This window comes from Streptomyces cinnamoneus, from assembly GCF_014650495.1.
GTDB classification, from domain to species: domain Bacteria; phylum Actinomycetota; class Actinomycetes; order Streptomycetales; family Streptomycetaceae; genus Streptomyces; species Streptomyces cinnamoneus.
Genome location: NZ_BMVB01000004.1, coordinates 147,301 through 171,220 on the forward strand (window position 1 = coordinate 147,301; position 23,920 = coordinate 171,220).

The window sequence follows — 23,920 nt, forward strand, 5'->3', positions numbered from 1 at the left end:
TGACCGGGGTCTGCCAGAATTGCACGGTTGTCTACACGATTCATTCGTAGGAGCACGTTCGTGAACATCGAAAAGCCCGAGATCGACTTCCCCGAGGGCGACGTTCCGTCCGACCTCGAGATCACGGAGATCTGGGAGGGCGACGGCGCCGTGGCCAAGGCCGGCGACTTCGTCAAGGTCCACTACGTGGGCGTGGCCTGGTCCACCGGTGAGGAGTTCGACGCGAGCTGGAACCGCGGCAACCCGCTGGAGTTCAAGCTCGGCGCCGGCCAGGTCATCGCGGGCTGGGACAAGGGCATCCAGGGCATGAAGGTCGGTGGCCGCCGCAAGCTGGTCATCCCCGCCCACCTCGGCTACGGCGACCGCGGCGCCGGCGGCGGTGTCATCGCCCCGGGCGAGACGCTGATCTTCGTTTGCGATCTGATGGGCGTCTGAGACACCCCGAACGAAGGCCGAGGGCCCGTGCCTGACTGGCACGGGCCCTCGGCTTTTGTCGTGGGAGCCGTGAGCGGTACGGTCAACGGTTGAGAGCACAAGTAGAGAGGGCGTCGATGGCGATTGCCAAGGCCGAGCGGTTGATGAACCTGGCGCTGTGCCTGCTGGGGACGCGCCGTCCGCTCAGCAAGGGTGAGTTGCGGGCTTCGATCGAGGCTTACATCGAAGCCGGCAAGGGGGCCGGCGGCGCGGCGGCCGGCGACGACCCCGGGAACGACGACGCCTTCAACCGGATGTTCGAGCGCGACAAGGACGACCTCCGCGAGCTCGGGCTGATCATCGAGACCGTCGAGGGCCTGGACGGCGAGACCGGCTACCTCGCCCGCCGCGACAGCAACCGTCTCCCCGCGATCACCCTGGACGTGGAGGAGGCCGCCGCCCTGGGCCTGGCCGCCAGGGTGTGGCAACAGGCCCGCCTGGCCGCCGCCGCCAGCGGCGCCCTGCAGAAGCTGGCGGCGGCCGGCATGCCGCTGGCGGAGGACCCGTACGGGACGCACAGCGCCCTGGAGACCCGCATCCCCGTCCACGAGGCGGCCTTCGAGCCGCTGATGCTGGCCGCCCGGGACCGCCGGCCCGTCGTCTTCGACTACCGCAAGAGCAACGCCGCCCGCCCCGAACAGCGCCGCGTCGAGCCCTGGGCCCTGGAGTGCTGGCGCGGCCACTGGTACCTGGCCGGCTGGGACCGCGACCGGCAGGCCGAGCGCGTCTTCCGGCTCTCCCGGATCACCGGCAAGGTGCGCTCGCGCGCCCTGCCGTTCACCGCGCCCGTGCCGGACCACGTCACCGTCCGCACCACCGTCGAGCGCTGGGCGGGCGAGAAGGCCACCGGCACGGCCCGGATCAAGGTGCGGGCGGGCCACGGCTACCCGCTGCGCGCCCGCGCGCTCGCCACGCACGACCTCGGCGACGGCTGGGACGAGCTGGAGATCCCCTACGGGCACGGGCTGGACGCCTGGCTCGTGGAGTTCGGGCCCGACGTCATCGTGCTGGAACCCGCCGAGCTGCGGGCCGAAGTGATCGACCGGCTGCGCGCCGTCGCCAAGGGCTGAGAGGAACGGAAGCGACCCCTGATGGCCACCAACGCCATTGACCAGACCCGGCGGATGCTCTCGCTGGTCACCTACCTCCGCGAGCGCCCCGGTGCCCGCGTCACCGACGTCGCCCGCGCCTTCGGCATCACCGAGGACGAGCTGATCGGCGACCTCGACGTGCTGCCCATGTGCGGCACCAGCTTCCGGGGCGGTGACCTGCTGGACATCGACACCGACGGCGACCGCATCTGGTGGCACAACCCCGACGCCTCCGGCACCAGCACCGGCGAGCCGCTGCGGCTCGCCGCCGACGAGGCCACCGCGCTGCTCGTCGCCGCCCGCGCCGTGGCGACCCTGCCCGGGCTGCGCGAGAGCGACCGGCAAGCCCTCGTGCGCGCCACCGCCAAGATCGAGGCCGCGGCGGGCGAGGCGGCGGGCGCCAGCTCCCGGCTGTCGGTGACCTTCGAGTCCGAGGGCGGCGTCTTCGCCGACGCCGACCGGGCCATCTCCGAGCGCCGCCGCGTCTGGCTGCGCTACTACTCGCCCGCCCGCGACGAGCTGACCGAGCGGGAGGTCGACCCGATCCGGCTGTTCGCCGTCGGCCACACCTACATGGAGGCGTGGTGCCGGCTCTCCGAGGCGCGGCGCACCTTCCGCCTCGACCGGGTGGCCGAGATCAGGATCCTCGACGAGCCCTCCGACCCGCCGCCCGTCGAGCTGCGCGACCTCTCCGAGGGGCTGGTGCAGCCGGCCGCCGAGGATCCCGAGGTCGTCATCGAGGTGGGCCCCGGCGGCCGCTGGGTCGCCGAGTACTACCCGCACGACAGCGCCGAGGAGCTGGCCGACGGCGGTCTGCGGATCACACTGCGCACCCCCGACCCGGCCTCCCTGCGGCGGCTGGCGCTGCGGCTCGGCCGGGACGGGCGGATCGCCGCCCCGGCCGATCTGGCCGACAGCGCACGGGACGCCGCCCGCGAGGCGCTCGCGGCGTACGGAGAGTGAAGGGGAACCGCACAGTGGAATGGTCAGGAGACGTGAGGAACGCCCGGACGACGGCAGCCGCCGTCTTCAAGGCCGCGTGCCCCGACTGCCGGGGGTGCTTCGAGCTGGCCGCGGGCGCCCTGCGGCTGGCCATCGGCGCCAGCGACCGCACCACCTTCTACTCCTTCACCTGCCCCGACTGCGGCTCGGCCGTCCGCAAGCCGGCCGGCGAGCGGATCGTGGAGTTGCTCACGGGCGGCGGCGTGCGCACGCTGCGCCTGCACATCACGGCCTGAGCGCCCCGGCCCCCCTCCCGTCCCCCCGATAGGCTCGTCCCATGTTCTGGCCCATGCTCGCCATCGCCCTCGGCTTCCTCGGCATCGCCGTGCTCGGCGTCCTGGCCGCGCGCGTGTTCGTCGAGACCCGGCGGCTCGCCCGGCAGGTGTCCGAGGCGTCCGGGCGCATCACCCGGGCGGCCGAGGACCTCGAACGGGCCGCGACGCCGCTGGCCGCCGGCGGCGCGCACGTACTGCGCCAGGACTGAGCGGGCGGCGGTTTCCGGCCGTTTCCGGCGGGACCGCAGCTGAAGGGCCGGGTCCGGGGCTCTGCTGGCCTCCGGGGGCGGACGGTACGCTGGTCCGGGCGGCCCTGCGGACGAGGCGGAGGGCCGCGACCGGGAGTATGCACGGGGATTGCCCGGCGTTTACCCCTGCGCGTTACGATCGCTGCCGTACGACTGATGGACAAATGTCCGATCGGTCGCCCGGACCCCCATACCCATGCCGCTTCGGTGAGAAGGTAAACCACATGTTCGGACGGCTCGGCCCCACCGAGATCATCCTCATTCTTGTCGTCATCGTCCTGCTGTTCGGTGCGAAGAAGCTTCCGGACATGGCGCGTGCCCTCGGCAAGTCCGCCCGCATCCTCAAGAGCGAGGCGAAGGCGATGAAGTCGGAGGGCCAGGACACTGCCGCGGCCCCCGCCGACCCGCCGGCCACCGAGGCCCCCCGCACGATCAAGGCGGCCCCCGGCGACGTCACCTCCCGCCCGGTGACCGAGCAGACCGACCGCACGACCCAGCGCTGACCCCCGGACAGACTGAGACGGCCGCCGGGACGGCGTCCGTCTGCCGCACGAGATAGGGACGGTGGGTTGCGCACGTCTGCCCGCAAGAAGGAGAAGGACCCCGAGGGGCGGATGCCCCTCACGGAGCACCTTCGTGAGCTGCGGAACCGGCTGGCGAAGGCGGTCCTCGCGATCGTCGTGGTCGCCATCGTCGCGGCCTTCTACAACAAACAGATCATGGACTTCCTGTCCGGCCCCGTGCCGCAGTGTCCGGACCGTGATCTGGCCAAGAGCCATGGCGGCAACTGCGCCGTCCTGGTGTTCAGCAACCTGACGTCGCCCTTCACCACGATCGTCAAGGTCTGCCTGCTCGCCGGCGTCACCGTCTCGGCGCCGATCTGGCTCTACCAGCTGTGGGCGTTCCTCGCCCCGGGGCTGCACAAGAACGAGAAGAAGTACACGATCGCCTTCGTGGCGACCGCTGCGCCGCTCTTCCTCGCGGGCGCCTACCTGGCGTACCTGATCATGCCCACCAGCATGCAGGTCCTGCTGAGCATCACCCCGGACTCCGCGGCCAACACCCTGGCGCTGGACGACATCCTCGACTTCAGCGTCCGGATGATCCTCGTCTTCGGTCTCGCCTTCGAACTGCCGCTGCTGCTGGTCATGATGAACCTGGCCGGCATGGTCTCGGGCGAGGCCATGGTCAAGTGGTGGCGGGGCGTCGTCATGGGCGTCTTCATCTTCGGCGCGGTCGCCACCCCGAGCACCGACCCGTTCGGCATGTGCGTCCTGGCCGTGCCGATCATCATCCTGTACTTCGGGGCGGTCGGCTTCTCGATCCTCAACGACAAGCGCCGCGCGCGCCGCAACCCCGACCGCCTGCTCGACGACGACGAGGCGTCCCCGCTGGACCTCACGCCGCAGTCGGCCGGCGACAGCGAGCCGATGCCGGCCCTGCCCGAGCAGAGCCACCACCGCAGCGGCTACGACGACGTGACCTGACCTGACCTGATCCGGCACGTGGGCTCCCCGCGGCATCCGGACCCGGGGCGGTCGCCGGCAACGGCGACCGCCCCGTCGTGTTCATGCCCACCTGCCCCACCCGATAGTGTCCCTGCGTGACCAGCGACATCACGTTATTCGTCAACCCCTCCGCCGGCCGCGGCCGCGGCGCCCGCGCGGCCCAGCCCGCGGCCCGGGTGCTGCGCGAGGCCGGATTCTCCGTCCGCACCGTCCTGGGCACGGACGCCCCCGACGCCCTGCGCCGCGCCCGCGAGGCCGTCGCCGGCGGCACCGGCGCGCTGATCGCCGTCGGCGGGGACGGCATGACCTCGCTGGCGCTGCAGGCCGTCGCCGGGACGCGGACCCCGCTCGGCGTGGTGGCCGTCGGCACCGGCAACGACTTCGCCCGCGCGAGCGGGCTGCCCGTCCGCGACCCGGTGGCCGCGGCCCGGGTCGTCGCCACGGCCCTCAAGGGCGACGGCGGCCGGCCCGTCGACCTCGGCAGGGTGGGGGAGACCTGGTTCGGCACCGTCCTCGCCTCCGGCTTCGACTCACGGGTCAACGACCGGGGCAACCGCATGCGCTTCCCCACCGGGCGGCTGCGCTACGACGTGGCGATGCTCGCCGAGCTGGCGGCGCTGCGGCCGATCCCGTACCGCATGCGGCTCGACGACGGGCCGGAGAAGCTGATCGAGGCGACGCTGGTCGCGGTCGGCAACGGAAGCTCCTACGGCGGCGGCATGCGCATCTGCGGCGGCGCCCGGCTGGACGACGGGCTCTTCGACATCACCGTGGTCGGCCCCTGCCGCCGCACCACGCTGCTCACCGTCTTCCCGAAGGTCTACCGGGGCACCCACCTCGGCCACCCGCAGGTCACCACCCACCGCGCGGCCAAGGTGACGCTGGCGGTCGATCCCGGCCACGAACCCGTCACCGGCTACGCCGACGGAGAGCGGCTCGGCCCGCTGCCCGTCACCGCGGAGACCGTGCCGGGGGCCGTGCGCCTGCTGGGAGCTCGATAAAGATCGGGTGGCTGTCGGAGGTCCCCGGTAGGCTCGTACACAAGATGACCGAGGACATGTCCCCTGCTGAGCGCTATGCCCTGGCACGGCACCGCGCCGCGGAGCAGGCCACCGCGCTCGCCCCCTTCCGCGAGATGTACGACTTCGAGCTCGACCCCTTCCAGATAGAGGCGTGCAAGGCCCTGGAAGCCGGCAAGGGGGTGCTGGTCGCGGCGCCGACCGGCTCCGGAAAGACCATCGTGGGCGAATTCGCCGTCCACCTGGCCCTCACCCAGGGCCGCAAATGCTTCTACACCACGCCCATCAAGGCGCTGTCGAACCAGAAGTACAACGACCTGGTCAGGCGCTACGGCGCCGCCAAGGTCGGCCTGCTGACCGGTGACAACAGCGTCAACCCCGACGCCCCGGTGCTCGTCATGACCACCGAGGTCCTGCGCAACATGCTCTACGCCGGCTCGCAGGCCCTCATAGGTCTCGGCCACGTGGTCATGGACGAGGTGCACTACCTCTCCGACCGCTTCCGGGGCGCCGTCTGGGAGGAGGTCATCATCCACCTCCCGGAATCGGTGACCCTGGTCTCCCTGTCGGCCACCGTCTCCAACGCCGAGGAGTTCGGCGACTGGCTGGACACCGTCCGCGGCGACACCGCGGTCATCGTCTCCGAGGAGCGGCCCGTCCCGCTCTGGCAGCACGTGCTGGCCGGCCGGCGGATGTACGACCTGTTCGAGGAGGAGACCGACCACGGCGGCCGTGGCGCCGCCCGCCGCGAGGTCAACCCCGACCTGCTGCGCATGGCCCGCATGGAGAACAGCCGCACCTACAACCCGCGCGAACGCCGCCGCGGCAAGATGGTGCGCGAGGCCGACCGCGAGCGCGAGCGCCGCCAGCGCAGCCGCATCTGGACCCCCGGCCGCCCCGAGGTCATCGAGCGACTCGACGCCGAGGGCCTGCTGCCCGCCATCACCTTCATCTTCAGCCGCGCCGGCTGCGAGGCCGCCGTCCAGCAGTGCCTCTACGCCGGCCTGCGGCTCAACGACGACGAGGCCCGCGCCAAGGTCCGGGAGATCGTCGAGGAGCGCTGCGCCCCGATCCCCGACGAGGACCTGCACGTCCTGGGCTACTTCGAGTGGCTGGAGGGACTGGAGCGCGGCATCGCCGCCCACCACGCGGGCATGCTGCCGACCTTCAAGGAGGTCGTCGAGGAGCTCTTCGTCAAGGGCCTGGTCAAGGCCGTCTTCGCCACCGAGACCCTGGCCCTGGGCATCAACATGCCGGCCCGCACGGTGGTGCTGGAGAAGCTCGTCAAGTGGAACGGCGAGCAGCACGCCGACATCACCCCCGGCGAGTACACCCAGCTCACCGGCCGCGCCGGCCGCCGTGGCATCGACGTCGAGGGCCACGCGGTGGTGCTGTGGCAGCGCGCCATGGACCCGGCCGCGCTGGCGGGCCTGGCCGGCACGCGCACGTACCCGCTGCGCTCCAGCTTCAAGCCGTCGTACAACATGGCCGTCAACCTGGTCTCGCAGTTCGGGCGGCACCGCTCCCGGGAGCTGCTGGAGACCTCCTTCGCCCAGTTCCAGGCGGACAAGTCGGTCGTCGGCATCTCCCGCCAGGTGCAGCGCAACGAGGAGGGCCTGGCCGGCTACCGCCAGGCCATCGAATGCCACCTGGGCGACTTCGACGAGTACGCGCGCCTGCGCCGCGAGCTGAAGGAGCGGGAGAACGACCTGGCCAAGCGGGGCGCGGCCCAGCGGCGGGCCGCCGCCGCGGCCGCCCTGGAGCGGCTCAAGCCGGGCGACGTCATCCACGTGCCGACCGGCAAGTTCGCGGGCCTGGCGCTGGTGCTGGACCCGGGCGTGGCGCCCGGCCGCACCGACCGCAACCGCGGCTTCGACCACTACGACGGCCCCCGTCCGCTGGTCCTCACGGCCGAGCGGCAGGTCAAGCGGCTCGCCCCGATCGACTTCCCGGTGCCGGTGGAGCCGCTGGAGCGGATGCGCATCCCCAAGTCCTTCAACCCGCGCAGCCCCCAGTCCCGCCGCGACCTGGCCTCCGCCCTGCGCACCAAGGCCGGGCACATCGTGCCGGACCGGCACCGCAAGGCGCGGTCCGAGGCCGCCGACGACACCGAGATCGCCCGCCTGCGCGCCGAGATCCGCCGTCACCCCTGCCACGGCTGCGACGAGCGCGAGGACCACGCCCGCTGGGCCGAGCGCTACCACCGCCTGCAGCGCGACACCCGCCAGCTGGAGCGGCGCATCGAGGGCCGTACGAACACCATCGCACGCACCTTCGACCGCATCTGCGCGCTGCTGACCGACCTCGACTACCTGCACGGTGACGAGGTCACCGAGGACGGCCGCCGGCTGGCCCGTCTCTACGGCGAGCTCGACCTGCTGGCCTCCGAGTGCCTGCGCGACGGCGTCTGGGACGGTCTGGGCCCGGCGGAGCTGGCGGCCTGTGCGTCGGCCCTGGTGTACGAGGCCCGCGCGGCCGACGACGCGGTGCCGCCGAAGCTGCCCGTGGGGGCGGCGAAGGAGGCGCTCGCCGAGATGGTCCGCATCTGGGGCCGGCTGGATGCCCTGGAGGAGCAGCACAAGATCAACCAGGCCGAGGGCGTCGGCCAGCGCGAGCCCGACCTCGGCTTCGCGTGGCCCGCCTACCGCTGGGCCTCCGGCCACGGCCTGGACGAGGTGCTCCGCGAGATCGACATGCCGGCGGGCGACTTCGTGCGCTGGTCGAAGCAGCTGATCGACGTCCTGGGCCAGATCGCGGCGGCGGCCCCGGCCGGCAGCCCCGTCGCGCGGAACGCGCGCAAGGCGGTCGAGGGCCTGCTGCGTGGGGTCGTGGCGTACTCCTCGGTGGGCTAGTGCACGGGTCCGGGTACGGGGGCTCCGCCCCCGGACCCCCGGTCCTCAAGCGCCGGACGGGCTGAAATTCAGCCCGTCCGGCGCTTGAGGACAAGAAACGGTGAAAGGGCGGGGCCGGGGCTTCTTCTCCGCCGCAATGGCGCTCAGCCCACCGCAAGGGTGGTCGGCGGTGCCGTCACCGCGTCAGTGCCAGCAGGTCGCGGGCCGGGCCCGTTGGGCGGTGGCCTCTCGGCCAGACGGCCCGGAGGGTGCGGCGCAGGGACAGGTCCGCGACCGGTATCTCCACCAGGCGGCGGGCCGCCAGCTCCTCGCCGATCGCGAGCTCGCTCAGCACCGACGGGCCCGCTCCGCTGACCACGGCCGCCTTCGCCGCCGTCGTGGACGCCAGCTCCAGCAGCGGCTCGGCCGGACCGCCGTACGAGGCCAGTGCCGTGTCCAGGACCTGGCGGGTGCCCGAGCCGCGCTCGCGCAGGATCAGCGGGGTGGCCGCCAGCTCCGACGCGGCCAGGGGGGCCCTGCGGCGGGCCCACGGGTGGCCCGGGGCGGTGACCAGGACGAGCCGGTCGTGGGCGACGACCGCGCCGTCCAGGCCGGGCGGCACGTCCAGGCCCTCCACGAAGCCGAGATCGGCCTCCCCGGCGAGCAGGCGCCCGGCGACCGCCGCCGAGTTCCCGGCCAGCAGCGAGACCGCCGTGTCCGGCCGTTCCCCGCGCAGGGCGATCAGCCAGCCGGGCAGCAGGTACTCCGCGATGGTCATGCTGGCGGCGACCCGCAGTCGCGAGTCGCGCCGCCCGCGCAGGGCCTGGGCGCCCGCGTCGAACGCCTCCGCCGCTTCCACGATCCGGCGTGCCCAGTCCGTGACGAGCACTCCGGCGTCCGTCAGCCGCGATCCGCGCGGTGAACGCTCCACGAGGGCGACGCCGAGCAGCCGCTCCATGGCGCGCAGCCGCCCGCTCGCCGCAGGCTGGGTGATGCCCAGCTCGCGGGCCGCCCGGCCGAGGCTGCCCAGCCGGGCCACGGCGAGCAGCAGCTCCAGCGAGCCCAGGTCGGGCACCCGGTGGGCGAGCGGGGAGGGAACCGGCTCCATGGTCATAAACCCAGCTTATGTGCTCATACGGCCAAAGCCCCTGGTCGGGCGGGCCCGCCCGGGCGACGGTGGAGCCATGAGCACGCACAGCAGTCCCCTCCGCCACCTCGGCCCCAACTGGTACGCCACCGTCATGGGCACCGCGATCGTCGCCTCCGCCGGCGCGGCCCTGCCCGTGCACCGGACCGGGCTGCGCGGGGCGTACGAGGTGGTGTGGGCGCTGGCCGCGCTGCTGCTGCTCGCCCTGCTCGTCGCGCGCGCCGCCCATTGGGCCCGCCACCCCGACCAGGCCAGGCAGCACCTGGCCGACCCCGCCGTCGCCCCCTTCTACGGCTGTCTGGCCATGGCCCTGCTGGCCGTCGGCGGCGCCACCGGCTCCGTGGGCTCGGGCGTCATCGGCGAACGCGCCGCCGTGGCCACCGACGCCGTGCTGTGGACGACCGGCACCGTCGTCGGCCTCGCCGCCGCGGCCGCCGTGCCCTACCTGATGGTCACCCGTCACCGCATAGGCCCCGGCGACGCCTCGCCGGTGTGGCTGCTGTCCGTCGTCCCGCCCATGGTCTCCGCCGCGCTGGGCCCCACGCTCGTCCCCCACCTGCCCGCGGGCCAGTGGCAGCAGGCGATGCTGCTCGGCTGCTACGCGCTGTTCGGGATCAGCCTGCTGGCGACGCTGCTCATCCTGCCGGTGGTCTTCGCGCGGCTCCTCCACCACGGCCCGCTGCCGCTCGCGCTGACGCCGGCGCTGTTCCTCGTCCTGGGCCCGCTGGGCCAGTCCACGACGGCCGTCGGCAACCTCGCCGACGTCGCACCGCACGCCGTCGCGGCCCCCGCGGCGCAGGCGATGGCGGGCTTCGCGCTCCTCTACGGGGTGCCGGTCCTCGGCTTCGCGATGCTCTGGCTGGTGCTGGCCGCGGCCATGGTGGTGCGGGCCTTCCGGCAGGGCATGGGCTTCGCGATGACGTGGTGGGCCTTCACCTTCCCGGTCGGCACGTGCGTCACGGGCGCCGCCGCCCTGGCGCGCCGCACCGGCCTGGACGCCTTCACCTGGCTGGCGGTGGGCCTGTACGTCCTGCTGGTGGCGGCCTGGGCCGTCGCCGGGGCCCGCACCCTGGCCGGCCTGGTCAGCGGGAAGCTGCTCGCAGCGCCGCGCCCAGCAGCGCCGGCGCTTGCGTCAACGAGGGCCCGTACCACGTGAGATGACGGCCGCTGACGAGCGCCGACGGCAGGCCGGGGAAGCACTCCGGCCCGTCGTCGGCGCCGAAGCGGTACGGCTCGTCGGGCAGCACGACCAGCTCGGCGCCGCAGGAGTTGAGCTCCGGGAGCGGGATGCGCGGGTAGCGATCGGCGTGCCCGGCGTGGACGTTGGCGATGCCGAGCCGGGCGAGGACGTCACCGGCGAAGGTGTCCCGGCCCAGCACCATCCACGGTCTGCGCCAGACGGGGACGACGGCCGGTGTCAGCGGGGCGGTGGCCCGCACGTCCCGCCAGGCGTCGCGCGCGTCGTCCAGCCAGGCGGGCCGGGCCAGCCCGCAGCCGCGCACGAGGACCCGCTCCAGTTCGGCGAACGCCTGCTCCAGCGTGCGGACTTCGGTGACGAGCACCTCCAGTCCGGCGGCGCGCAGCGCGCCGAGGTCCGGGGCGCGGTTCTCCTCCTCGTTGGCGAGGACGAGGTCGGGCGCGAGGGCCGCGATCCGCGCCACGTCGGGGTTCTTGGTGCCGCCGACCCGGACGACGCCGAGGCCCGCCGGGTGCTCGCACCAGTCGGTGGCGCCCACGAGCAGGCCGGGCGCGGACCGGGCCACGGCCTCGGTGAGCGAGGGGACCAGGGAGACGACACGGCGTACGGCGGGGCGGCCGCTCAGCGAGCTCACCGCCCCACCGTACGCCTGTTCGTCAGGCGCCGACAGGCGCCAGCTTGTCCGCGAAGCCCGGGTGGGCGTCCAGCCAGCGGCGGGCGGAGTCCTTCTCCTTGCCCTTGCCGCCGCTCTGGATCTCGGCCTCCAGGGAGGCGAGGTCCTTCTCGGACATCCTGAAGTCCTTCACCCACTGCGCGACCTTCGGGAAGTCGGCGGCGAAGTCCTTCTTGCCGACGGCGTGGATCTCCTCGCCCTTGCCCCAGGCGCCCTTGGGGTCCTTGAGCTTCTTCAGGTCGTGCTTGGCGTACGCCCAGTGCGGCGACCACAGGGTGGTGACGACGGGCTCCTTCTTCTTGACGGCCCGGTCGAGCTCGGCGAGCATCGTGGACGTCGAGGAGGAGACGACCTTGTACTCGCCGTCCAGGCCGTACTCCTTGAGTACCTTGTCGTTGAGCGTGCCCATCATCCCGGCGCTGGACTCGATGCCGACGATCTTCCCGCCGAACTGTGCGCCCTTGCCCTTGAGGTCCGCCAGGGAGTCGATGCCCTTGACGTACGAGGGGACGGTCAGCTCCAGGGAGGTGGGGCCGTACCAGGAGCCGAGGTCGCTGAGCTTGTCGCCGTAGCGGTCCATGTACTGCTTGTGCGTGGTGGGCAGCCAGGAGTCGAACTGGAGGTCCATCTGGCCCTGGGCCAGCGCGGTGTAGAGGGGGCCGGGGTCGAGCTGCTTGACGTCCGGCTCGTAGCCGCGGTCCTCCAGGACGTTCTGCCACAGGTAGGTGGTGGCGACGGCCTCGTCCCAGGGGAAGTAGCCGAGCCTGACCTTCTTGCCGTGGCCGGCGTTCTTGCCGGCGGCCACGGCCTGCCGGTCGTCGCCGCCCCGGGTGAGGTGCATGCCACCGGCGACGAGTGCGAGGACGACGATGCCGACGGTGGCGACGGCGGTGCCCGGGCGGTACCGCAGGAACGCGGCGGAGGCCGAGGCGCGCGCGGAGGCGGCGTCCTTGGCCGCGGCGCGGCGGCCCGACGGGGAGACGCGCCGGCCGAGGGCGCCCGTCATCCGGTCCAGGTACATGGCGAGGACGACGACCGCGAGGCCGCTCTCGACGCCGCCGCCGATGTTCACCTGGGTCACGGCCGCGTAGACGGACTCGCCGAGGCCGCCCGCGCCGGCCATGCCGGCGATGACGACCATGGACAGGGCCAGCATGATGACCTGGTTGACGCCCGCCATGATGGTGGGCAGCGCCAGCGGCAGCTGGACGCGGACGAGGGTGTCGCGCGGGGTGGTGCCGAAGGCCCGGGCCGCCTCGACGAGTTCGCCGTCGACCTGGCGGATGCCGAGCTCGGTCATCCGGACGCCGGGCGGCATCGAGAAGACGATGGTGGCGATCAGGCCGGGGATGGGGCCGATGGAGAAGAACATCACGCCCGGGATCAGGTAGACGAAGGCGGGCATCGTCTGCATGACGTCCAGGACGGGGCGCAGCACCCGGCTGACCCGGCGGTTGCGGGCCGCCCAGATGCCCAGCGGCACGGCGAGCACGAGCGTGATGAGGCTGGCGACGAGGACGAGCGAGAGCGTCGCCATCGCCTCGTCCCACAGGCCGAACGAGTCGACGAGCGCCAGCCCGGCGAAGGCGAGGGCGCCGGCGAGCAGGCCGCGCAGCCACCAGGCGACGACGGCGAGGATGCCCGCCATGAGCAGGGCGTCCGGCGCGCCGAGGACGGCGTTCACGCCGTCGTACATGCCGGTCAGCACGGTGTTGACGGCGTCGAAGAGCCAGGAGAGGTGGGACTGCAGCCAGTCCACGGCGCTCTCGGCCCAGCTGCCGAGGCTGATCCTAGGCATGGGCGGTCACCTCCGGCTCGGGATCCGTGGCCCGGGGCGCGGCGCCCTGGGCGACCTGCGGCTGGTCGCCGAGCGCGGCCAGCAGGCCGTCGCGGGTGACGACGCCGGTCAGCTCGCCGTCCTCGCCGGTGACGGCGACGGGCTCGCCGCTGCGTGCGAAGGGGCTGAACAGCTCGGCCACGGGCGTGTCCGCGCTGACGGTCGTGGCGTCGTCCGGCAGGCCGGCGGCGGGGGCCGCGGAGCCGGTCATGATCGAGCCCGCGGTGAGGACCCGGGAACGGTCGACGTCCTGGATGAAGGAGGCGACGTAGTCGTTGGCCGGGCGGACCAGGATGTCCTCGGCGGTGCCGTTCTGGACGATCCGGCCGTCGCGCATGACGGCGATGCGGTCGCCGAGGCGCATGGCCTCGTTGAGGTCGTGGGTGATGAACACGATGGTCTTCTTCAGCCGCTTCTGCAGGTCCAGCAGCTGGTCCTGCATGTCGCGGCGGATCAGGGGGTCGAGCGCGCTGAAGGACTCGTCCATCAGCAGCAGGTCGGCATCGGTGGCGAGCGCGCGGGCGAGACCGACGCGCTGCTGCATGCCGCCGGACAGCTCGTCGGGCCAGGACTTCTCCCAGCCCTTGAGGCCGGCCAGCTCCAGTGCCTCGGCGGCCCGCTCCTCGCGCTCGGCGCGCGGCACGCCGCGCACCTCCAGGCCGTAGGCGGCGTTCTCCAGCACGCTGCGGTGCGGGAAGAGCGCGAAGTGCTGGAAGACCATGCTGATGTTCCGCGAGCGCACGTCGCGCAGTTCGCGCGGGGACAGCGCGGTCAGGTCCCGTCCGTCGTACAGGACGCGTCCCGCGGTCGGGTCGAGCAGCCCGTTGAGCATGCGCAGGAGGGTGGACTTGCCGGATCCGGAGAGCCCCATCACCACGAAGATCTGGCCGGCTTCGACCTCGAACGACGCGTCGATCACCGCCGCGGTGGTGCCGTCCGCACGCAGCTCGTCGCGGTCTGCACCGTCGGCGAGCCGCCGGACGGCTGCTTCGGGTCGTCTGCCGAACACCTTGTACAGGTGCTCGGCCTTCAGCCTGGACACATAAACCTCTCGGGTCGGACAACATCGGACGGCGGGGCCCGCCACCCCCCAAGGGCAGGACCGCTCCGGCGCCGCGCCTGCCCCCGATCATTCGGGGCAAACGGAACAGTGATCCGGTTCACATGCCGGTGGGGCGCTGCCGGTGGGGTGCGGCATGATCGGTGCGTGACCCGACGCCTGATGCTCCTCGACACCGCCTCCCTCTACTTCCGCGCCTACTTCGGGGTGCCGGAATCGGTGAAGGCACCCGACGGCACCCCGGTGAACGCGGTGCGCGGCCTGCTGGACTTCATCGCCCGCCTCGTCCAGGACCACCACCCCGACGACCTGGTCGCCTGCATGGACTTCGACTGGCGCCCGCAGTGGCGGGTGGAGCTGATCCCTTCCTACAAGGCGCACCGGGTGGCGGAGGAGGTCGAGGGGGCGCCCGACGAGGAGGAGACGCCCGACACGCTCTCCCCGCAGGTGCCGGTGATCGAGGCCGTGCTGGACGCCGTGGGCATCGCCCGCGTCGGCGCCGTGGGCTACGAGGCCGACGACGTGATCGGCACGCTGGCCGCCCGGGCCCGGGGCCCCGTGGACATCGTCACCGGCGACCGCGACCTCTACCAGCTCGTCGACGACCGGCGCGGCGTGCGGGTGCTCTACCCGGTCAAGGGGGTGGGCACGCTGCAGGTGGTGGACGAGGCCGTACTGCGCGAGAAGTACGGGGTGGACGGGCCCGGCTACGCCGACCTCGCGCTGTTGCGCGGCGACCCCAGCGACGGGCTGCCGGGCGTGCCCGGCGTCGGCGAGAAGACGGCCGCCAAGCTGCTGGCGTCCTTCGGCGACCTCGCCGGGATCCTGGCCGCCGTCGACGACCCCGCGGCCAGGCTGAGCCCCGCCCAGCGCAGGCGGCTGGACGAGGCCCGCCCGTATCTGGCGGTCGCCCCCACGGTGGTGCGGGTCGCCTCCGACGTGCCGCTGGCGCCCTTCGACGCGGCGCTGCCGTCCTCGCCCCGCGACCCCCGCGGGCTGGACGAGCTCGCCCGGCGGTGGGGCCTGGGAGGGGCGCTCCAGCGATTGCTGTCCACGCTCGCCGCCTGAACTGTTAGGTTAGGCGTACCTAACTTGCATTGATCAGGGGATCAGGGGAGACAGCGATGGCAGAGCGTCCGGTCCGCAGCAAGCCGCAGCTCAACCGGGCCCGCGTGGTCCGTACGGAGCGGCTGACGCCGCACATGGTCCGCGTGGTGCTGGGCGGCGACGGCCTGGCCGGGCTCGCCGCCGGCGAGTGCAGCGACCACTACGTCAAGCTGCTCTTCCCCGTGGAGGGCGTCGCCTATCCGGAGCCCTTCGACATCGAGGCCGTCCGCCGTGACATGCCGCGCGACCAGTGGCCCCGGACGCGCACGTACACGGTGCGTTCCTTCGATCCCGCCGCGTGCGAGCTGACGATCGACTTCGTCCACCACGGCGACGAGGGCCTGGCCGGCCCCTGGGCGGCCGGCGTGCGGCCCGGCGAGGAGATCCTCTTCCTCGGCCCCGGCGGCGCGTACGCCCCCGACCCGGCCGCCGACTGGCACCTGCTGGCGGGGGACGAGAGCGCGCTGCCGGCCATCGCCGCCTCGCTGGAGCGGATGCCCGACGGCGCGGTCGTCCACGCCTTCGTCGAGGTCGCCGACGCGGACGAGGAGCAGAAACTCCGGCTGCCCGCGGGCGTCGAGGTCACCTGGCTGCACCGCGGGAGCCGGCCCGTGGGCGAGCTGCTGGTCGCGGCCGTCCGCTCGCTCGACTTCCCCGCCGGCACCGTGCACGCCTTCGTCCACGGCGAGGCGGGCTTCGTCAAGGAGCTGCGGCGCCACCTGCGCATGGAGCGTGAGGTGCCGCGCGAGCGGCTGTCCATCTCCGGGTACTGGCGGCGCGGCCACGACGAGGACGGCTGGCAGGCGTCCAAGCGCGAGTGGAACCGGCAGGTGGAGGCGGAGCAGGAGGGCGGCGCGGACGCGGCGGCCGCATGAGTGCCCGTCAACCGGGCTCACCACCGGGGTCGTCCGCAGATATTCTCGCCGCATGAATCGTGCCCGGACAGCCCTGGCGGCCCTGGCCGCGTCGGCCCTCGTCATGGCGGCCCCCGCCGGGGCCGCGCCGGCCTTCGCCGCCCCGGACTCCTCGGACTCGGAGTCCTCCATATCGGGCGGCGGGCCCGCTCAGCGCGGCCGCGAGGCCGTCTTCACGGTGACGACCAGTCAGGACGTGCTGGACGCCCACGACGGCCGTCTCACCGTCGAGTCGCCGGCCTTCGCCAAGAAGCTGACCCTCAAGGCGAAGCGTTTCCGCGAGGGCAAGGACGCCATGCTCCACACGCAGGTCGCGGGCATGGTGCTGTGCGACGTCGCGCCCGGGACGTACCCCGTCGAGCTCAAGGACGGTGGCGAGGACGAGCCGGCGGACACGACCGAGCTGACGGTCGTCGCCGACATGGACCCGGGCAACCGGGAGTTCTGCGAGAGCCCGCGCAGCTACGACGAGGTGGCCGACCGGACCAGCGAGACGGCGCCGGACGACGACGAGGACGAGGAGGGCGTGAGCCTCGGCGAACTGGCCGCGGTCATCGCCGGCACGGCAGCCCTGGCCGCCGCGCTCGCCTCGACGGCGACGTACCTGCTCACCCGCAGGCGGCGCCGCCGCGACGCAGGGGAGAAGACGCCGGAGGACGCGGCTCCGTAGGGGCGCGCCGGCGCGTCCCCACGGAGCACCCGGCCGGTGCGGCGGATCAGTCCCCGCTGCCGCCGGCCGCCCGCACCAGCGCCTGCGTCAGCCGCAGGTCGTCCTTCGGCTCGGGGTGCCACTGGATGCCCAGGGCGAAGCGGCCGTCCGCGTACTCCAGGGCCTCGACGGTGCCGTCCTCCGCGTGAGCGGTGGCGATCAGACCCGCGCCGAGCCGGTCCACCGCCTGGTGGTGGTGGGTGGCCACGTCCAGCGTGTGGCCGGGCAGCAGGCTGCCGGTCAGCGTGCCGGGCACGGCCTTGACGGTGTGGTCGCTGAACGAGCCCGGCACGGGGTTGTGGCCCTCGTGGCCCACCTCGTCCGGCAGGTGCTGGATCAGGGTGCCGCCCGCGTGGACGTTCATCACCTGCAGGCCGCGGCAGATGCCGAGCACGGGGAGGCCCTGCTCCAGCGCGGCGTCCAGCAGGGCCAGCTCCCAGCGGTCGCGTTCCGGTACGGGCGTCCCGGCGCGCGGGTGCGGCCGTTCGCCGTACAGCGCGGGGTCCAGGTCCTCGCCGCCCGCGATGATCAGGCCGTCCAGCCGCCGGACCAGGGACGCGGCGACGGCCGGGTCGTCCGGCGGCAGCAGCGTCGCCAGGCCGCCCGCGCGCTGGACGTGCTCGTGGTAGGCGGCCGGCAGCAGGGCGGCGGGCAGGTCCCAGGCCACTCCCCAGCGGGCTTGGACGAGGTAGGTGGTGACGCCGATGAGGGGGCGTGGCCGAGTGCTCACGTGCCGTGTCCTTTCGTCCCGGTGACTCATTCTCGGGCAAGTTCCGCTTCCGCCGCGGCCAGGGCCGCGAACTCCTCCTCCGGTGCGCTCGCCACGAGCCGGTGCCGGCTGTAGAGGGCGAAGTAGGCGGCGGCGACCGCGTAGACGCCCAGGGCGATGACGGCGGCGGTGACGTCCACCAGGAAGGTGGCCACCAGCGCCGCACAGGCCAGGACGAAGGCCACCGCCGACGTCAGCACGCCGCCCGGCGTCCGGTAGGGGCGCGCCAGCCCCGGCTCGCGGCGGCGCAGCACGATGTGGGAGAGCGACATCAGGGCGTAGGAGATGGTGGCGCCGAACACCGCCACGTTGAGCATCCGCGCCCCGTCGCCCGTCACCGCCGCCAGCGTGAAGCCGAGCGCGCCCGGCACCAGCAGCCCGAGCCAGGGGGCCTTGCGGCGGCTGGTGAGGGAGAGGAAGCGGGGCAGGTAACCGGCCCGGGAGAGGGCGAACAGCTGCCGGGAGCCGGCGTAGATGAGGGAGAAGAAGGAGGCCACCAGCCCGGCCAGGCCGGCGTAGTTGACGATGCGGGCCAGGACGTGGCCCTGTCCGTCGCCCTCCAGCGCGGCGACCAGGGGGTTGCCCGCGTCCTTCATCGCCTCGGCCCCGCCGGCCCCGGTCGCGGCGAGGAACGTCAGCAGCGCCAGGACGAGGAGGATGCCCATGGACGTGGCCATGGCCTTCGGCAGCGTACGGGCGGGGTCGCGGGTCTCCTCGGCCGCGAGCGGCACGCCCTCGACGCCGAGGAAGAACCACATGCCGAAGGGGAACGCCGCCCAGATGCCGAGCAGTCCGAACGGCAGCCAGGAGGAGGAGCCGAACGCGCCGGGGTCGGCCGGGATGTCGTTCAGCCGCCCCGCGTCGAACTCGGTGAACGCGCCGGCGGCGAAGACGACCAGGGCGGCGACCGCCACGCCCGTCACCACGAAGCTGAAGCGCAGGGCCTCGCCGACGCCCCAGAGGTGGATGCCGATGAAGATCACGAAGCATGCCAGGTACACGGGCCAGCCCGACGTGAGCCCGAACAGGTGCAGCGACTCGACGTAGTCGCCGATGAACAGGGAGATCGCGGCCGGGGCCAGGACGTACTCGATGAGGATGGCCGTCCCGGTGAGGAAGCCGCCCCAGGGGCCCAGCGCGCGGCGGGCGAAGCCGTAACCGCCGCCGGCCGTGGGGAGGATGGCGGCGAGCTCGGCGAGGGCGAAGACCATGCACGTGTACATCAGGCCCATGAGCGCGGCGGCGACGGCCAGCCCGCCGAAGCCGCCCTGCGCGAGGCCGAAGTTCCAGCCGGAGAAGTCGCCGGAGACGACGTAGGCGACGCCCAGCCCGGTCAGCAGGAGGGGGCCCGCGCTGCCCCGGCGCAGGGTGCGCTTCTCCAGATAGCCGGGGGCGCCGTCCAGGGGTGCCGGTCGGTCGGGTGGCGCGCTGGGGGTGTCCGTGCGATCGGCCATGAGCCGCTCCTGCCTGGAGGTGCCGGGAGGCAAAGGTTTTGCGCCATACCTTTGCCTCGGCGGCGGCCGAAAGGCAACCCCCTTGCGTTAAACCCGGGTTACTTAGGCCAGAAACCCCCGCAACAATGCCGCCGTGCCGCAGCAGTGCTCCCGCATCACTTCCCGCGCACCTTCCGCGTCGCCGTCGAGCACCGCCTCCACCAGGGCGGTGTGCTGCTGCTGGGAGTGCTCCAGGTTCCGCACCAGCAGCGGGATGCAGTCCAGCAGGTCGTTGACGGTCGCCCGCACCGCGGCGTACTGCGCGGCCAGCGTCGGGGAGCCGGACAGCTCGGCCAGCGTCAGGTGCAGCATCGTGTCCAGGCGGCGGTAGTCGGCCAGCGGCGCGTCGTGCGTGGCCGCCAGCGCCGCCCGCAGCCGCCCGGCCTCCTCGTCGCCCAGGCCGTGCGCGGCGCACAGCCCGGCCGCGCCCACCTCCAGCACCTCGCGGAAGCGCAGCACGTCCTCCACGTCCACGGCCGCCACGCGCCGGCGCAGCTCGTCCTCGCCCGCCGTCGCCGGCCGGGCCAGCACGAACGTCCCCCCGTACCGGCCGCGCCGGCTCTCCACCAGGCCCTGGTCCGCCAGCACCTTCAGCACCTCGCGCAGCGTCACCCGGCTGATCTGCAGCCGCTCGGCCAACTCGCGCTCGGCGGGCAGCCGTTCCCCCTGCGCCACCAGACCCAGCCGCACGATCTGGAGTATCTGCTGCAGCGCCTCCTCGAAGCCGTTGCCCGCACGGACCGGCCGCAGGACCGGTGAGAGCCGGTCCGCCGCATGCTCGTTCATCTTCCCCCTTCCCAATCAATGGTCTACGGCCCTACCTTAAGACCCCCGGTCGCACCGACAGGAGGCAACACCGTGGCAGACCGCATGCCCCCGCTCACGGTCGACGAGCTGCGCAGGCTCGTCGACGCCGGGGAGATCGACACTGTCGTCCTCGCCTTCACGGACATGCAAGGACGGCTCCAGGGGAAGCGGTTCGCCGCCCGGTTCTTCCTCGACGACACCCTCGAACACGGCACCGAGGGCTGCAACTACCTCCTCGCCGTGGACACCGACATGAACACCGTGGGCGGCTACGCCATGTCGTCCTGGGAACGCGGCTACGGCGACTTCGCCCTGCACGGCGACGTCGCCACCCTGCGCCGCACCCCGTGGAACCCCGGCACCGCCCTGATGACCGCCGACCTCGCCTGGCACGACGGATCGCCCGTCCTCGCCTCACCGCGCCAGATCCTGCGCCGCCAGCTCGACCGGCTCGCCGAGCACGGCTGGAGTGCCTACGCGGGCACGGAGCTGGAGTTCATGGTCTTCAAGGACACCTACGAGGACGCCTGGAGCCGCGGCTACCGCGGCATGACCCCCGCCAACCAGTACAACATCGACTACTCCGTCCTCGGCACCGGCCGCGTCGAGCCCCTGCTCCGCCGCATCCGCAACGAGATGGGCGCCGCCGGCATGACGGTGGAGTCCGCCAAGGGCGAGTGCAACCTCGGCCAGCACGAGATCGCCTTCCGCTACGACGAGGCGCTCACCACCTGCGACCAGCACGCCGTCTACAAGACCGGTGCCAAGGAGATAGCCGCCCAGGAGGGCATGGCCCTCACCTTCATGGCCAAGTACGACGAACGCGAGGGCAATTCCTGCCACATCCACCTCTCGCTGCGCGACGAGGCGGGGCGGCCGGTGCTCGCCGACGACGACGGCCCGTACGGCATGTCGAAGACCATGCGCCACTTCCTCGCCGGCCAGCTCGCCGCCCTGCGCGACTTCACCCTCCTCTACGCACCGAACATCAACTCCTACAAGCGCTTCCGCCCCGGCTCCTTCGCCCCCACCGCCGTCGCCTGGGGCCCGGACAACCGCACCTGCGCCCTGCGCGTCGTCGGCCACGGCCTCGCCCACCGCTTCGAGAACCGGCTGCCCGGCGGGGACGTCAACCCCTACCTGGCCGTCGCCGGCATGGTCGCCGCCGGCCTGCACGGCGTCGAGCACGAGCTGGAGCTCCCCGAGGTCTGCACCGGCAACGCCTACACCGGCGGCGCCGCGCACGTCCCCGCCACCCTGCGCGAGGCCGCCGATGTGTGGGAGGCCAGCCCCCTGGCCCGGGCCGCCTTCGGCGACGAGGTCGTCGAGCACTACCTCAACATGGCGCGTGTCGAGCAGGAGGCGTACGACACCGCCGTCACGGACTGGGAGCGCTTCCGCTCCTTCGAGCGGATGTAACCCGTGACTTTGCGCCCACCTGTGTCCCGCTGGGCTGGGGGCACCTCCCAGCGGTAGCTGGGGGAGGGTGGGCACAACGCGACCACCGGCGTGCAGCCGCGTACGAACCGCAGGAGAGGACTTGCACGAGCTTCACGTACTCAATCCCGCGACGGAGGAACTCGTCGCCACCGTCCCGGCCGCGACGCGGCAGGACGTCCACGCGGCGGTGACCCGCGCCGCCGACGCCCAGCGCGGCTGGGCCCGGCTCGCCCCCGGCGACCGCGCCCGGCAGCTGCGCCGCTTCGCCGACGCGGTCGACGCACACCTGGAGGAACTGGCCCAGCTGGAGGTCGCCGAGGCCGGCCACCCCGTCGGCAACGCCCGCTGGGAGGCGGGCAACGTCCGTGACCTGCTGGAGTACGCGGCCGCCGGCATCGAGCGGCTCACCGGCTCCCAGATTCCCGTCGCGGGCGGGCTCGACGTCACCTTCCACGAACCGCTCGGCGTCGTCGCGGTCATCGCCCCGTGGAACTTCCCGATGCCCATCGCCGCCTGGGGCTTCGCACCCGCCCTGGCCGCGGGCAACGCCGTCGTCGTCAAACCCGCCGAGACCACCCCGCTGACCGCCCTGCGCCTGGCCGAACTGGCCCTGGAGGCCGGGCTGCCCGAGGGCCTCCTGCAGGTCCTCCCCGGGGCCGGGCCCGTCGCGGGCGACGCGCTCGTCGTCCACCCCGGCGTCGCCAAGGTCGTCTTCACCGGCTCCACCGCCGTCGGCAAGCAGATCATGGCCACGTGCGCGGCCGGCGTGAAGCGTGTGACCCTCGAACTGGGCGGCAAGAGCCCCAACATCGTCTTCGCCGACGCCGACGTCGAACGGGCCGCCGCGGCGGCCCCCGGCTCCTTCCTCGACAACACCGGCCAGGACTGCTGCGCCCGCAGCCGCATCCTCGTCCAGCGCACGGTGTACGACCGCTTCATGGAGCTGCTGGAGCCGGCCGTGACGTCCTACGTCGTGGGCGACCCCACCGACCCGGCCACCCAGATGGGCCCGCTCGTCTCCGCCGTGCACCGCGAGCGCGTGCGGTCCTACGTCCCCGAGACCGCGCCCGCCGCCATCCGGGGCGAGGCCCCGCAGGGCAAGGGCTTCTGGTACCCGGCGACCGTCCTCGAAGCCGGCCCGGACGACCGCCTCGCCCGCGAGGAGATCTTCGGCCCCGTCGCCGTCGTCACCCCCTTCGAGGACGAGGAGGAGGCCGTACGCCTGGCCAACGCCACGGACTACGGCCTGTCCGGCTCCCTGTGGACCCGGGACGTCTCCCGTGCCCTGCGCGTCTCCCGGGCCGTCGCCGCCGGCAACCTCTCCGTCAACTCCCACAGCAGCGTCCGCTACTGGACGCCCTTCGGCGGCTTCAAGCAGTCCGGCCTCGGCCGCGAGCTGGGCCCGGACGCGCTGTCCGCCTTCACCGAGACCAAGAACGTCTTCATCGCGATCGACCCCCTGAAGGAGACCACGTGACCGACCAGACCCCCGTCTGCCGCCGCCTCGTCGGCCGCACCGCCGTCGTGACCGGAGCCGGCAGCGGCATCGGCCTGGCCACCGCCCGGCGCCTGGCCTCCGAGGGCGCGAACGTCGTCTGCGCCGACATCGACGAGAGCGCCGGCAAGGCCGCCGCCGCCGAGGTCGGCGGCCTGTACGTCAAGGTCGACGTCACCAGCCCCGAGGAGGTCGAGGCGCTCTTCAAGACCGCTTACGACACCTACGGCTCGGTCGACATCGCCTTCAACAACGCCGGCATCTCCCCGCCCGACGACGACTCCATCCTCACCACCGGCCTCGACGCCTGGAAGCGCGTCCAGGAGGTCAACCTCACCTCCGTCTACCTCTGCTGCAAGGCGGCACTGCCGTACATGCAGCGGCAGGGCAAGGGCTCCATCGTCAACACCGCCTCCTTCGTCGCGGTGATGGGCGCCGCCACCTCCCAGATCAGCTACACCGCCTCCAAGGGCGGCGTGCTGGCCATGTCCCGCGAACTGGGCGTGCAGTTCGCCCGCGAGGGCATCCGCGTCAACGCGCTGTGCCCGGGCCCGGTGAACACCCCGCTGCTCAAGGAGCTGTTCGCCAAGGACCCGGAGCGGGCCGCGCGGCGCCTGGTGCACGTGCCGGTCGGACGCTTCGCCGAGCCGGAGGAGATCGCGGCCGCCGTCGCCTTCCTCGCCAGCGACGACTCGTCCTTCGTCAACGCAGCCGAGTTCCTCGTGGACGGTGGCATCGCGGGCGCCTACGTGACCCCGCTGTAGGGTCCATGATCAAACGCCGGGACCGGACCGACCGTCCGTCCCGTCCCGGCGTACGCCCT

The 23,920-nt window shown here is 73.0% G+C and carries 23 protein-coding genes; 16 read left to right on the forward strand and 7 right to left on the reverse strand.

All coding sequences use genetic code 11. From position 1 onward, the window contains the following. The first annotated feature begins 60 nt into the window (after positions 1-60). From IE182_RS07650 to IE182_RS07690, 9 genes are all read left to right on the forward strand, one after another. Complete coding sequence (locus IE182_RS07650) at positions 61-435, forward strand: FKBP-type peptidyl-prolyl cis-trans isomerase (protein ID WP_190108906.1); 375 nt, start codon at positions 61-63, stop codon at positions 433-435. Positions 436-551: 116 nt separating this feature from the next. Further along, complete coding sequence (locus IE182_RS07655; protein WP_190108907.1) at positions 552-1,544, forward strand: helix-turn-helix transcriptional regulator; 993 nt, start codon at positions 552-554, stop codon at positions 1,542-1,544. Between the two features lie 21 nt (positions 1,545-1,565). Continuing rightward, positions 1,566-2,528, forward strand: coding sequence for a helix-turn-helix transcriptional regulator (locus IE182_RS07660; protein ID WP_190108908.1), 963 nt, complete (start codon positions 1,566-1,568; stop codon positions 2,526-2,528). A 14-nt stretch (positions 2,529-2,542) separates the two neighbouring features. Further along, positions 2,543-2,803, forward strand: a complete 261-nt coding sequence (locus tag IE182_RS07665; RefSeq protein WP_506417120.1) for a hypothetical protein — start codon at positions 2,543-2,545, stop codon at positions 2,801-2,803. 41 nt (positions 2,804-2,844) lie between these two features. Further along, a complete protein-coding gene (locus tag IE182_RS07670) occupies positions 2,845-3,051 on the forward strand; it encodes a hypothetical protein (RefSeq protein WP_190108910.1) in 207 nt (68 codons plus the stop codon). A 263-nt stretch (positions 3,052-3,314) separates the two neighbouring features. After that, positions 3,315-3,593: a Sec-independent protein translocase subunit TatA gene (gene tatA, locus IE182_RS07675; RefSeq protein ID WP_190108911.1), complete on the forward strand. Its 279-nt coding sequence runs from the start codon at positions 3,315-3,317 to the stop codon at positions 3,591-3,593. A 111-nt stretch (positions 3,594-3,704) separates the two neighbouring features. Beyond that, positions 3,705-4,577 (forward strand): twin-arginine translocase subunit TatC, encoded by an 873-nt coding sequence (tatC, locus tag IE182_RS07680; RefSeq protein WP_190109153.1) that lies wholly within the window; start codon positions 3,705-3,707, stop codon positions 4,575-4,577. 116 nt (positions 4,578-4,693) lie between these two features. After that, on the forward strand, positions 4,694-5,599 hold the full coding sequence (locus IE182_RS07685; RefSeq protein WP_190108912.1) for a diacylglycerol kinase: 906 nt from the start codon (positions 4,694-4,696) through the stop codon (positions 5,597-5,599). A gap of 44 nt (positions 5,600-5,643) precedes the next feature. Continuing rightward, complete coding sequence (locus IE182_RS07690) at positions 5,644-8,469, forward strand: DEAD/DEAH box helicase (protein ID WP_190108913.1); 2,826 nt, start codon at positions 5,644-5,646, stop codon at positions 8,467-8,469. A gap of 175 nt (positions 8,470-8,644) precedes the next feature. On the opposite strand, the gene IE182_RS07695 is transcribed toward IE182_RS07690, so the two are convergent. After that, on the reverse strand, positions 8,645-9,562 hold the full coding sequence (locus IE182_RS07695; protein ID WP_190108914.1) for a LysR family transcriptional regulator: 918 nt from the start codon (positions 9,560-9,562) through the stop codon (positions 8,645-8,647). Positions 9,563-9,632: 70 nt separating this feature from the next. Here IE182_RS07695 and IE182_RS07700 point away from each other — a divergent pair, with 70 nt between their 5' ends. Then, entirely contained in the window at positions 9,633-10,751 is a 1,119-nt protein-coding gene (locus tag IE182_RS07700; RefSeq protein ID WP_190108915.1) for a TDT family transporter, read from the forward strand. Here IE182_RS07700 and IE182_RS07705 read toward each other — a convergent pair. From IE182_RS07705 to IE182_RS07715, 3 genes are read right to left on the reverse strand one after another with little or no spacing between them, the layout of a single operon-like run. Then, positions 10,678-11,418: a helical backbone metal receptor gene (locus IE182_RS07705; protein WP_190109154.1), complete on the reverse strand. Its 741-nt coding sequence runs from the start codon at positions 11,416-11,418 to the stop codon at positions 10,678-10,680. The genes IE182_RS07700 and IE182_RS07705 overlap by 74 nt on opposite strands. Before the next feature lie 31 nt (positions 11,419-11,449). After that, on the reverse strand, positions 11,450-13,264 hold the full coding sequence (locus tag IE182_RS07710; RefSeq protein ID WP_190108916.1) for an ABC transporter permease/substrate binding protein: 1,815 nt from the start codon (positions 13,262-13,264) through the stop codon (positions 11,450-11,452). Next, positions 13,257-14,345 carry a quaternary amine ABC transporter ATP-binding protein gene (locus IE182_RS07715; protein ID WP_190108917.1) on the reverse strand — a complete coding sequence of 363 codons (1,089 nt, stop codon included), beginning with the start codon at positions 14,343-14,345 and terminating at the stop codon, positions 13,257-13,259. The genes IE182_RS07710 and IE182_RS07715 overlap by 8 nt, the downstream gene beginning before the upstream one ends. Positions 14,346-14,525: 180 nt before the next feature. On the opposite strand from IE182_RS07715, the gene IE182_RS07720 reads away from it, so the two are divergent. The 3 genes from IE182_RS07720 to IE182_RS07730 are packed head-to-tail and all read left to right on the forward strand — an operon-like array spanning position 14,526 to position 17,054. Beyond that, complete coding sequence (locus tag IE182_RS07720) at positions 14,526-15,431, forward strand: 5'-3' exonuclease (RefSeq protein ID WP_190109155.1); 906 nt, start codon at positions 14,526-14,528, stop codon at positions 15,429-15,431. A 56-nt stretch (positions 15,432-15,487) separates the two neighbouring features. Next, complete coding sequence (locus IE182_RS07725) at positions 15,488-16,345, forward strand: siderophore-interacting protein (RefSeq protein ID WP_190108918.1); 858 nt, start codon at positions 15,488-15,490, stop codon at positions 16,343-16,345. Between the two features lie 52 nt (positions 16,346-16,397). Further along, on the forward strand, positions 16,398-17,054 hold the full coding sequence (locus IE182_RS07730) for a hypothetical protein (RefSeq protein ID WP_190108919.1): 657 nt from the start codon (positions 16,398-16,400) through the stop codon (positions 17,052-17,054). Positions 17,055-17,100: 46 nt separating this feature from the next. On the opposite strand, the gene IE182_RS07735 is transcribed toward IE182_RS07730, so the two are convergent. The 3 genes from IE182_RS07735 to IE182_RS07745 form a co-directional block, all read right to left on the reverse strand. Next, on the reverse strand, positions 17,101-17,823 hold the full coding sequence (locus IE182_RS07735) for a gamma-glutamyl-gamma-aminobutyrate hydrolase family protein (protein ID WP_229844657.1): 723 nt from the start codon (positions 17,821-17,823) through the stop codon (positions 17,101-17,103). A 26-nt stretch (positions 17,824-17,849) separates the two neighbouring features. Beyond that, entirely contained in the window at positions 17,850-19,316 is a 1,467-nt protein-coding gene (gene eat, locus IE182_RS07740; protein WP_190108921.1) for an ethanolamine permease, read from the reverse strand. A 102-nt stretch (positions 19,317-19,418) separates the two neighbouring features. Next, positions 19,419-20,141 (reverse strand): FadR/GntR family transcriptional regulator, encoded by a 723-nt coding sequence (locus tag IE182_RS07745; protein ID WP_190108922.1) that lies wholly within the window; start codon positions 20,139-20,141, stop codon positions 19,419-19,421. Between the two features lie 72 nt (positions 20,142-20,213). Here IE182_RS07745 and IE182_RS07750 point away from each other — a divergent pair, with 72 nt between their 5' ends. The 3 genes from IE182_RS07750 (at position 20,214) to IE182_RS07760 (ending at position 23,861) form a co-directional block, all read left to right on the forward strand. Further along, positions 20,214-21,581 (forward strand): glutamine synthetase family protein, encoded by a 1,368-nt coding sequence (locus IE182_RS07750; protein WP_190108923.1) that lies wholly within the window; start codon positions 20,214-20,216, stop codon positions 21,579-21,581. Positions 21,582-21,702: 121 nt separating this feature from the next. Further along, the gene (locus IE182_RS07755) at positions 21,703-23,079 is read left to right on the forward strand and encodes an aldehyde dehydrogenase family protein (RefSeq protein ID WP_190108924.1); all 1,377 of its coding nucleotides are present in this window, start codon (positions 21,703-21,705) and stop codon (positions 23,077-23,079) included. Further along, positions 23,076-23,861 (forward strand): 3-oxoacyl-ACP reductase, encoded by a 786-nt coding sequence (locus IE182_RS07760; protein ID WP_190108925.1) that lies wholly within the window; start codon positions 23,076-23,078, stop codon positions 23,859-23,861. The genes IE182_RS07755 and IE182_RS07760 overlap by 4 nt, the downstream gene beginning before the upstream one ends. Positions 23,862-23,920 lie beyond the last annotated feature (59 nt).

Bases quoted from the DNA above. Each gene is read 5' to 3' on its own strand.
- IE182_RS07655 (WP_190108907.1), top strand. From the start codon at position 552: ATGGCGATTGCCAAGGCCGAGCGGTTGATGAACCTGGCGCTGTGCCTG.
- IE182_RS07660 (WP_190108908.1), top strand. From the start codon at position 1,566: ATGGCCACCAACGCCATTGACCAGACCCGGCGGATGCTCTCGCTGGTC.
- IE182_RS07670 (WP_190108910.1), top strand. From the start codon at position 2,845: ATGTTCTGGCCCATGCTCGCCATCGCCCTCGGCTTCCTCGGCATCGCC.
- tatA (WP_190108911.1), top strand. From the start codon at position 3,315: ATGTTCGGACGGCTCGGCCCCACCGAGATCATCCTCATTCTTGTCGTC.
- tatC (WP_190109153.1), top strand. From the start codon at position 3,705: ATGCCCCTCACGGAGCACCTTCGTGAGCTGCGGAACCGGCTGGCGAAG.
- IE182_RS07690 (WP_190108913.1), top strand. From the start codon at position 5,644: ATGACCGAGGACATGTCCCCTGCTGAGCGCTATGCCCTGGCACGGCAC.
- IE182_RS07695 (WP_190108914.1), bottom strand. From the start codon at position 9,562: ATGACCATGGAGCCGGTTCCCTCCCCGCTCGCCCACCGGGTGCCCGAC.
- IE182_RS07700 (WP_190108915.1), top strand. From the start codon at position 9,633: ATGAGCACGCACAGCAGTCCCCTCCGCCACCTCGGCCCCAACTGGTAC.
- IE182_RS07710 (WP_190108916.1), bottom strand. From the start codon at position 13,264: ATGCCTAGGATCAGCCTCGGCAGCTGGGCCGAGAGCGCCGTGGACTGG.
- IE182_RS07720 (WP_190109155.1), top strand. From the start codon at position 14,526: ATGCTCCTCGACACCGCCTCCCTCTACTTCCGCGCCTACTTCGGGGTG.
- IE182_RS07725 (WP_190108918.1), top strand. From the start codon at position 15,488: ATGGCAGAGCGTCCGGTCCGCAGCAAGCCGCAGCTCAACCGGGCCCGC.
- IE182_RS07730 (WP_190108919.1), top strand. From the start codon at position 16,398: ATGAATCGTGCCCGGACAGCCCTGGCGGCCCTGGCCGCGTCGGCCCTC.
- eat (WP_190108921.1), bottom strand. From the start codon at position 19,316: ATGGCCGATCGCACGGACACCCCCAGCGCGCCACCCGACCGACCGGCA.
- IE182_RS07745 (WP_190108922.1), bottom strand. From the start codon at position 20,141: ATGAACGAGCATGCGGCGGACCGGCTCTCACCGGTCCTGCGGCCGGTC.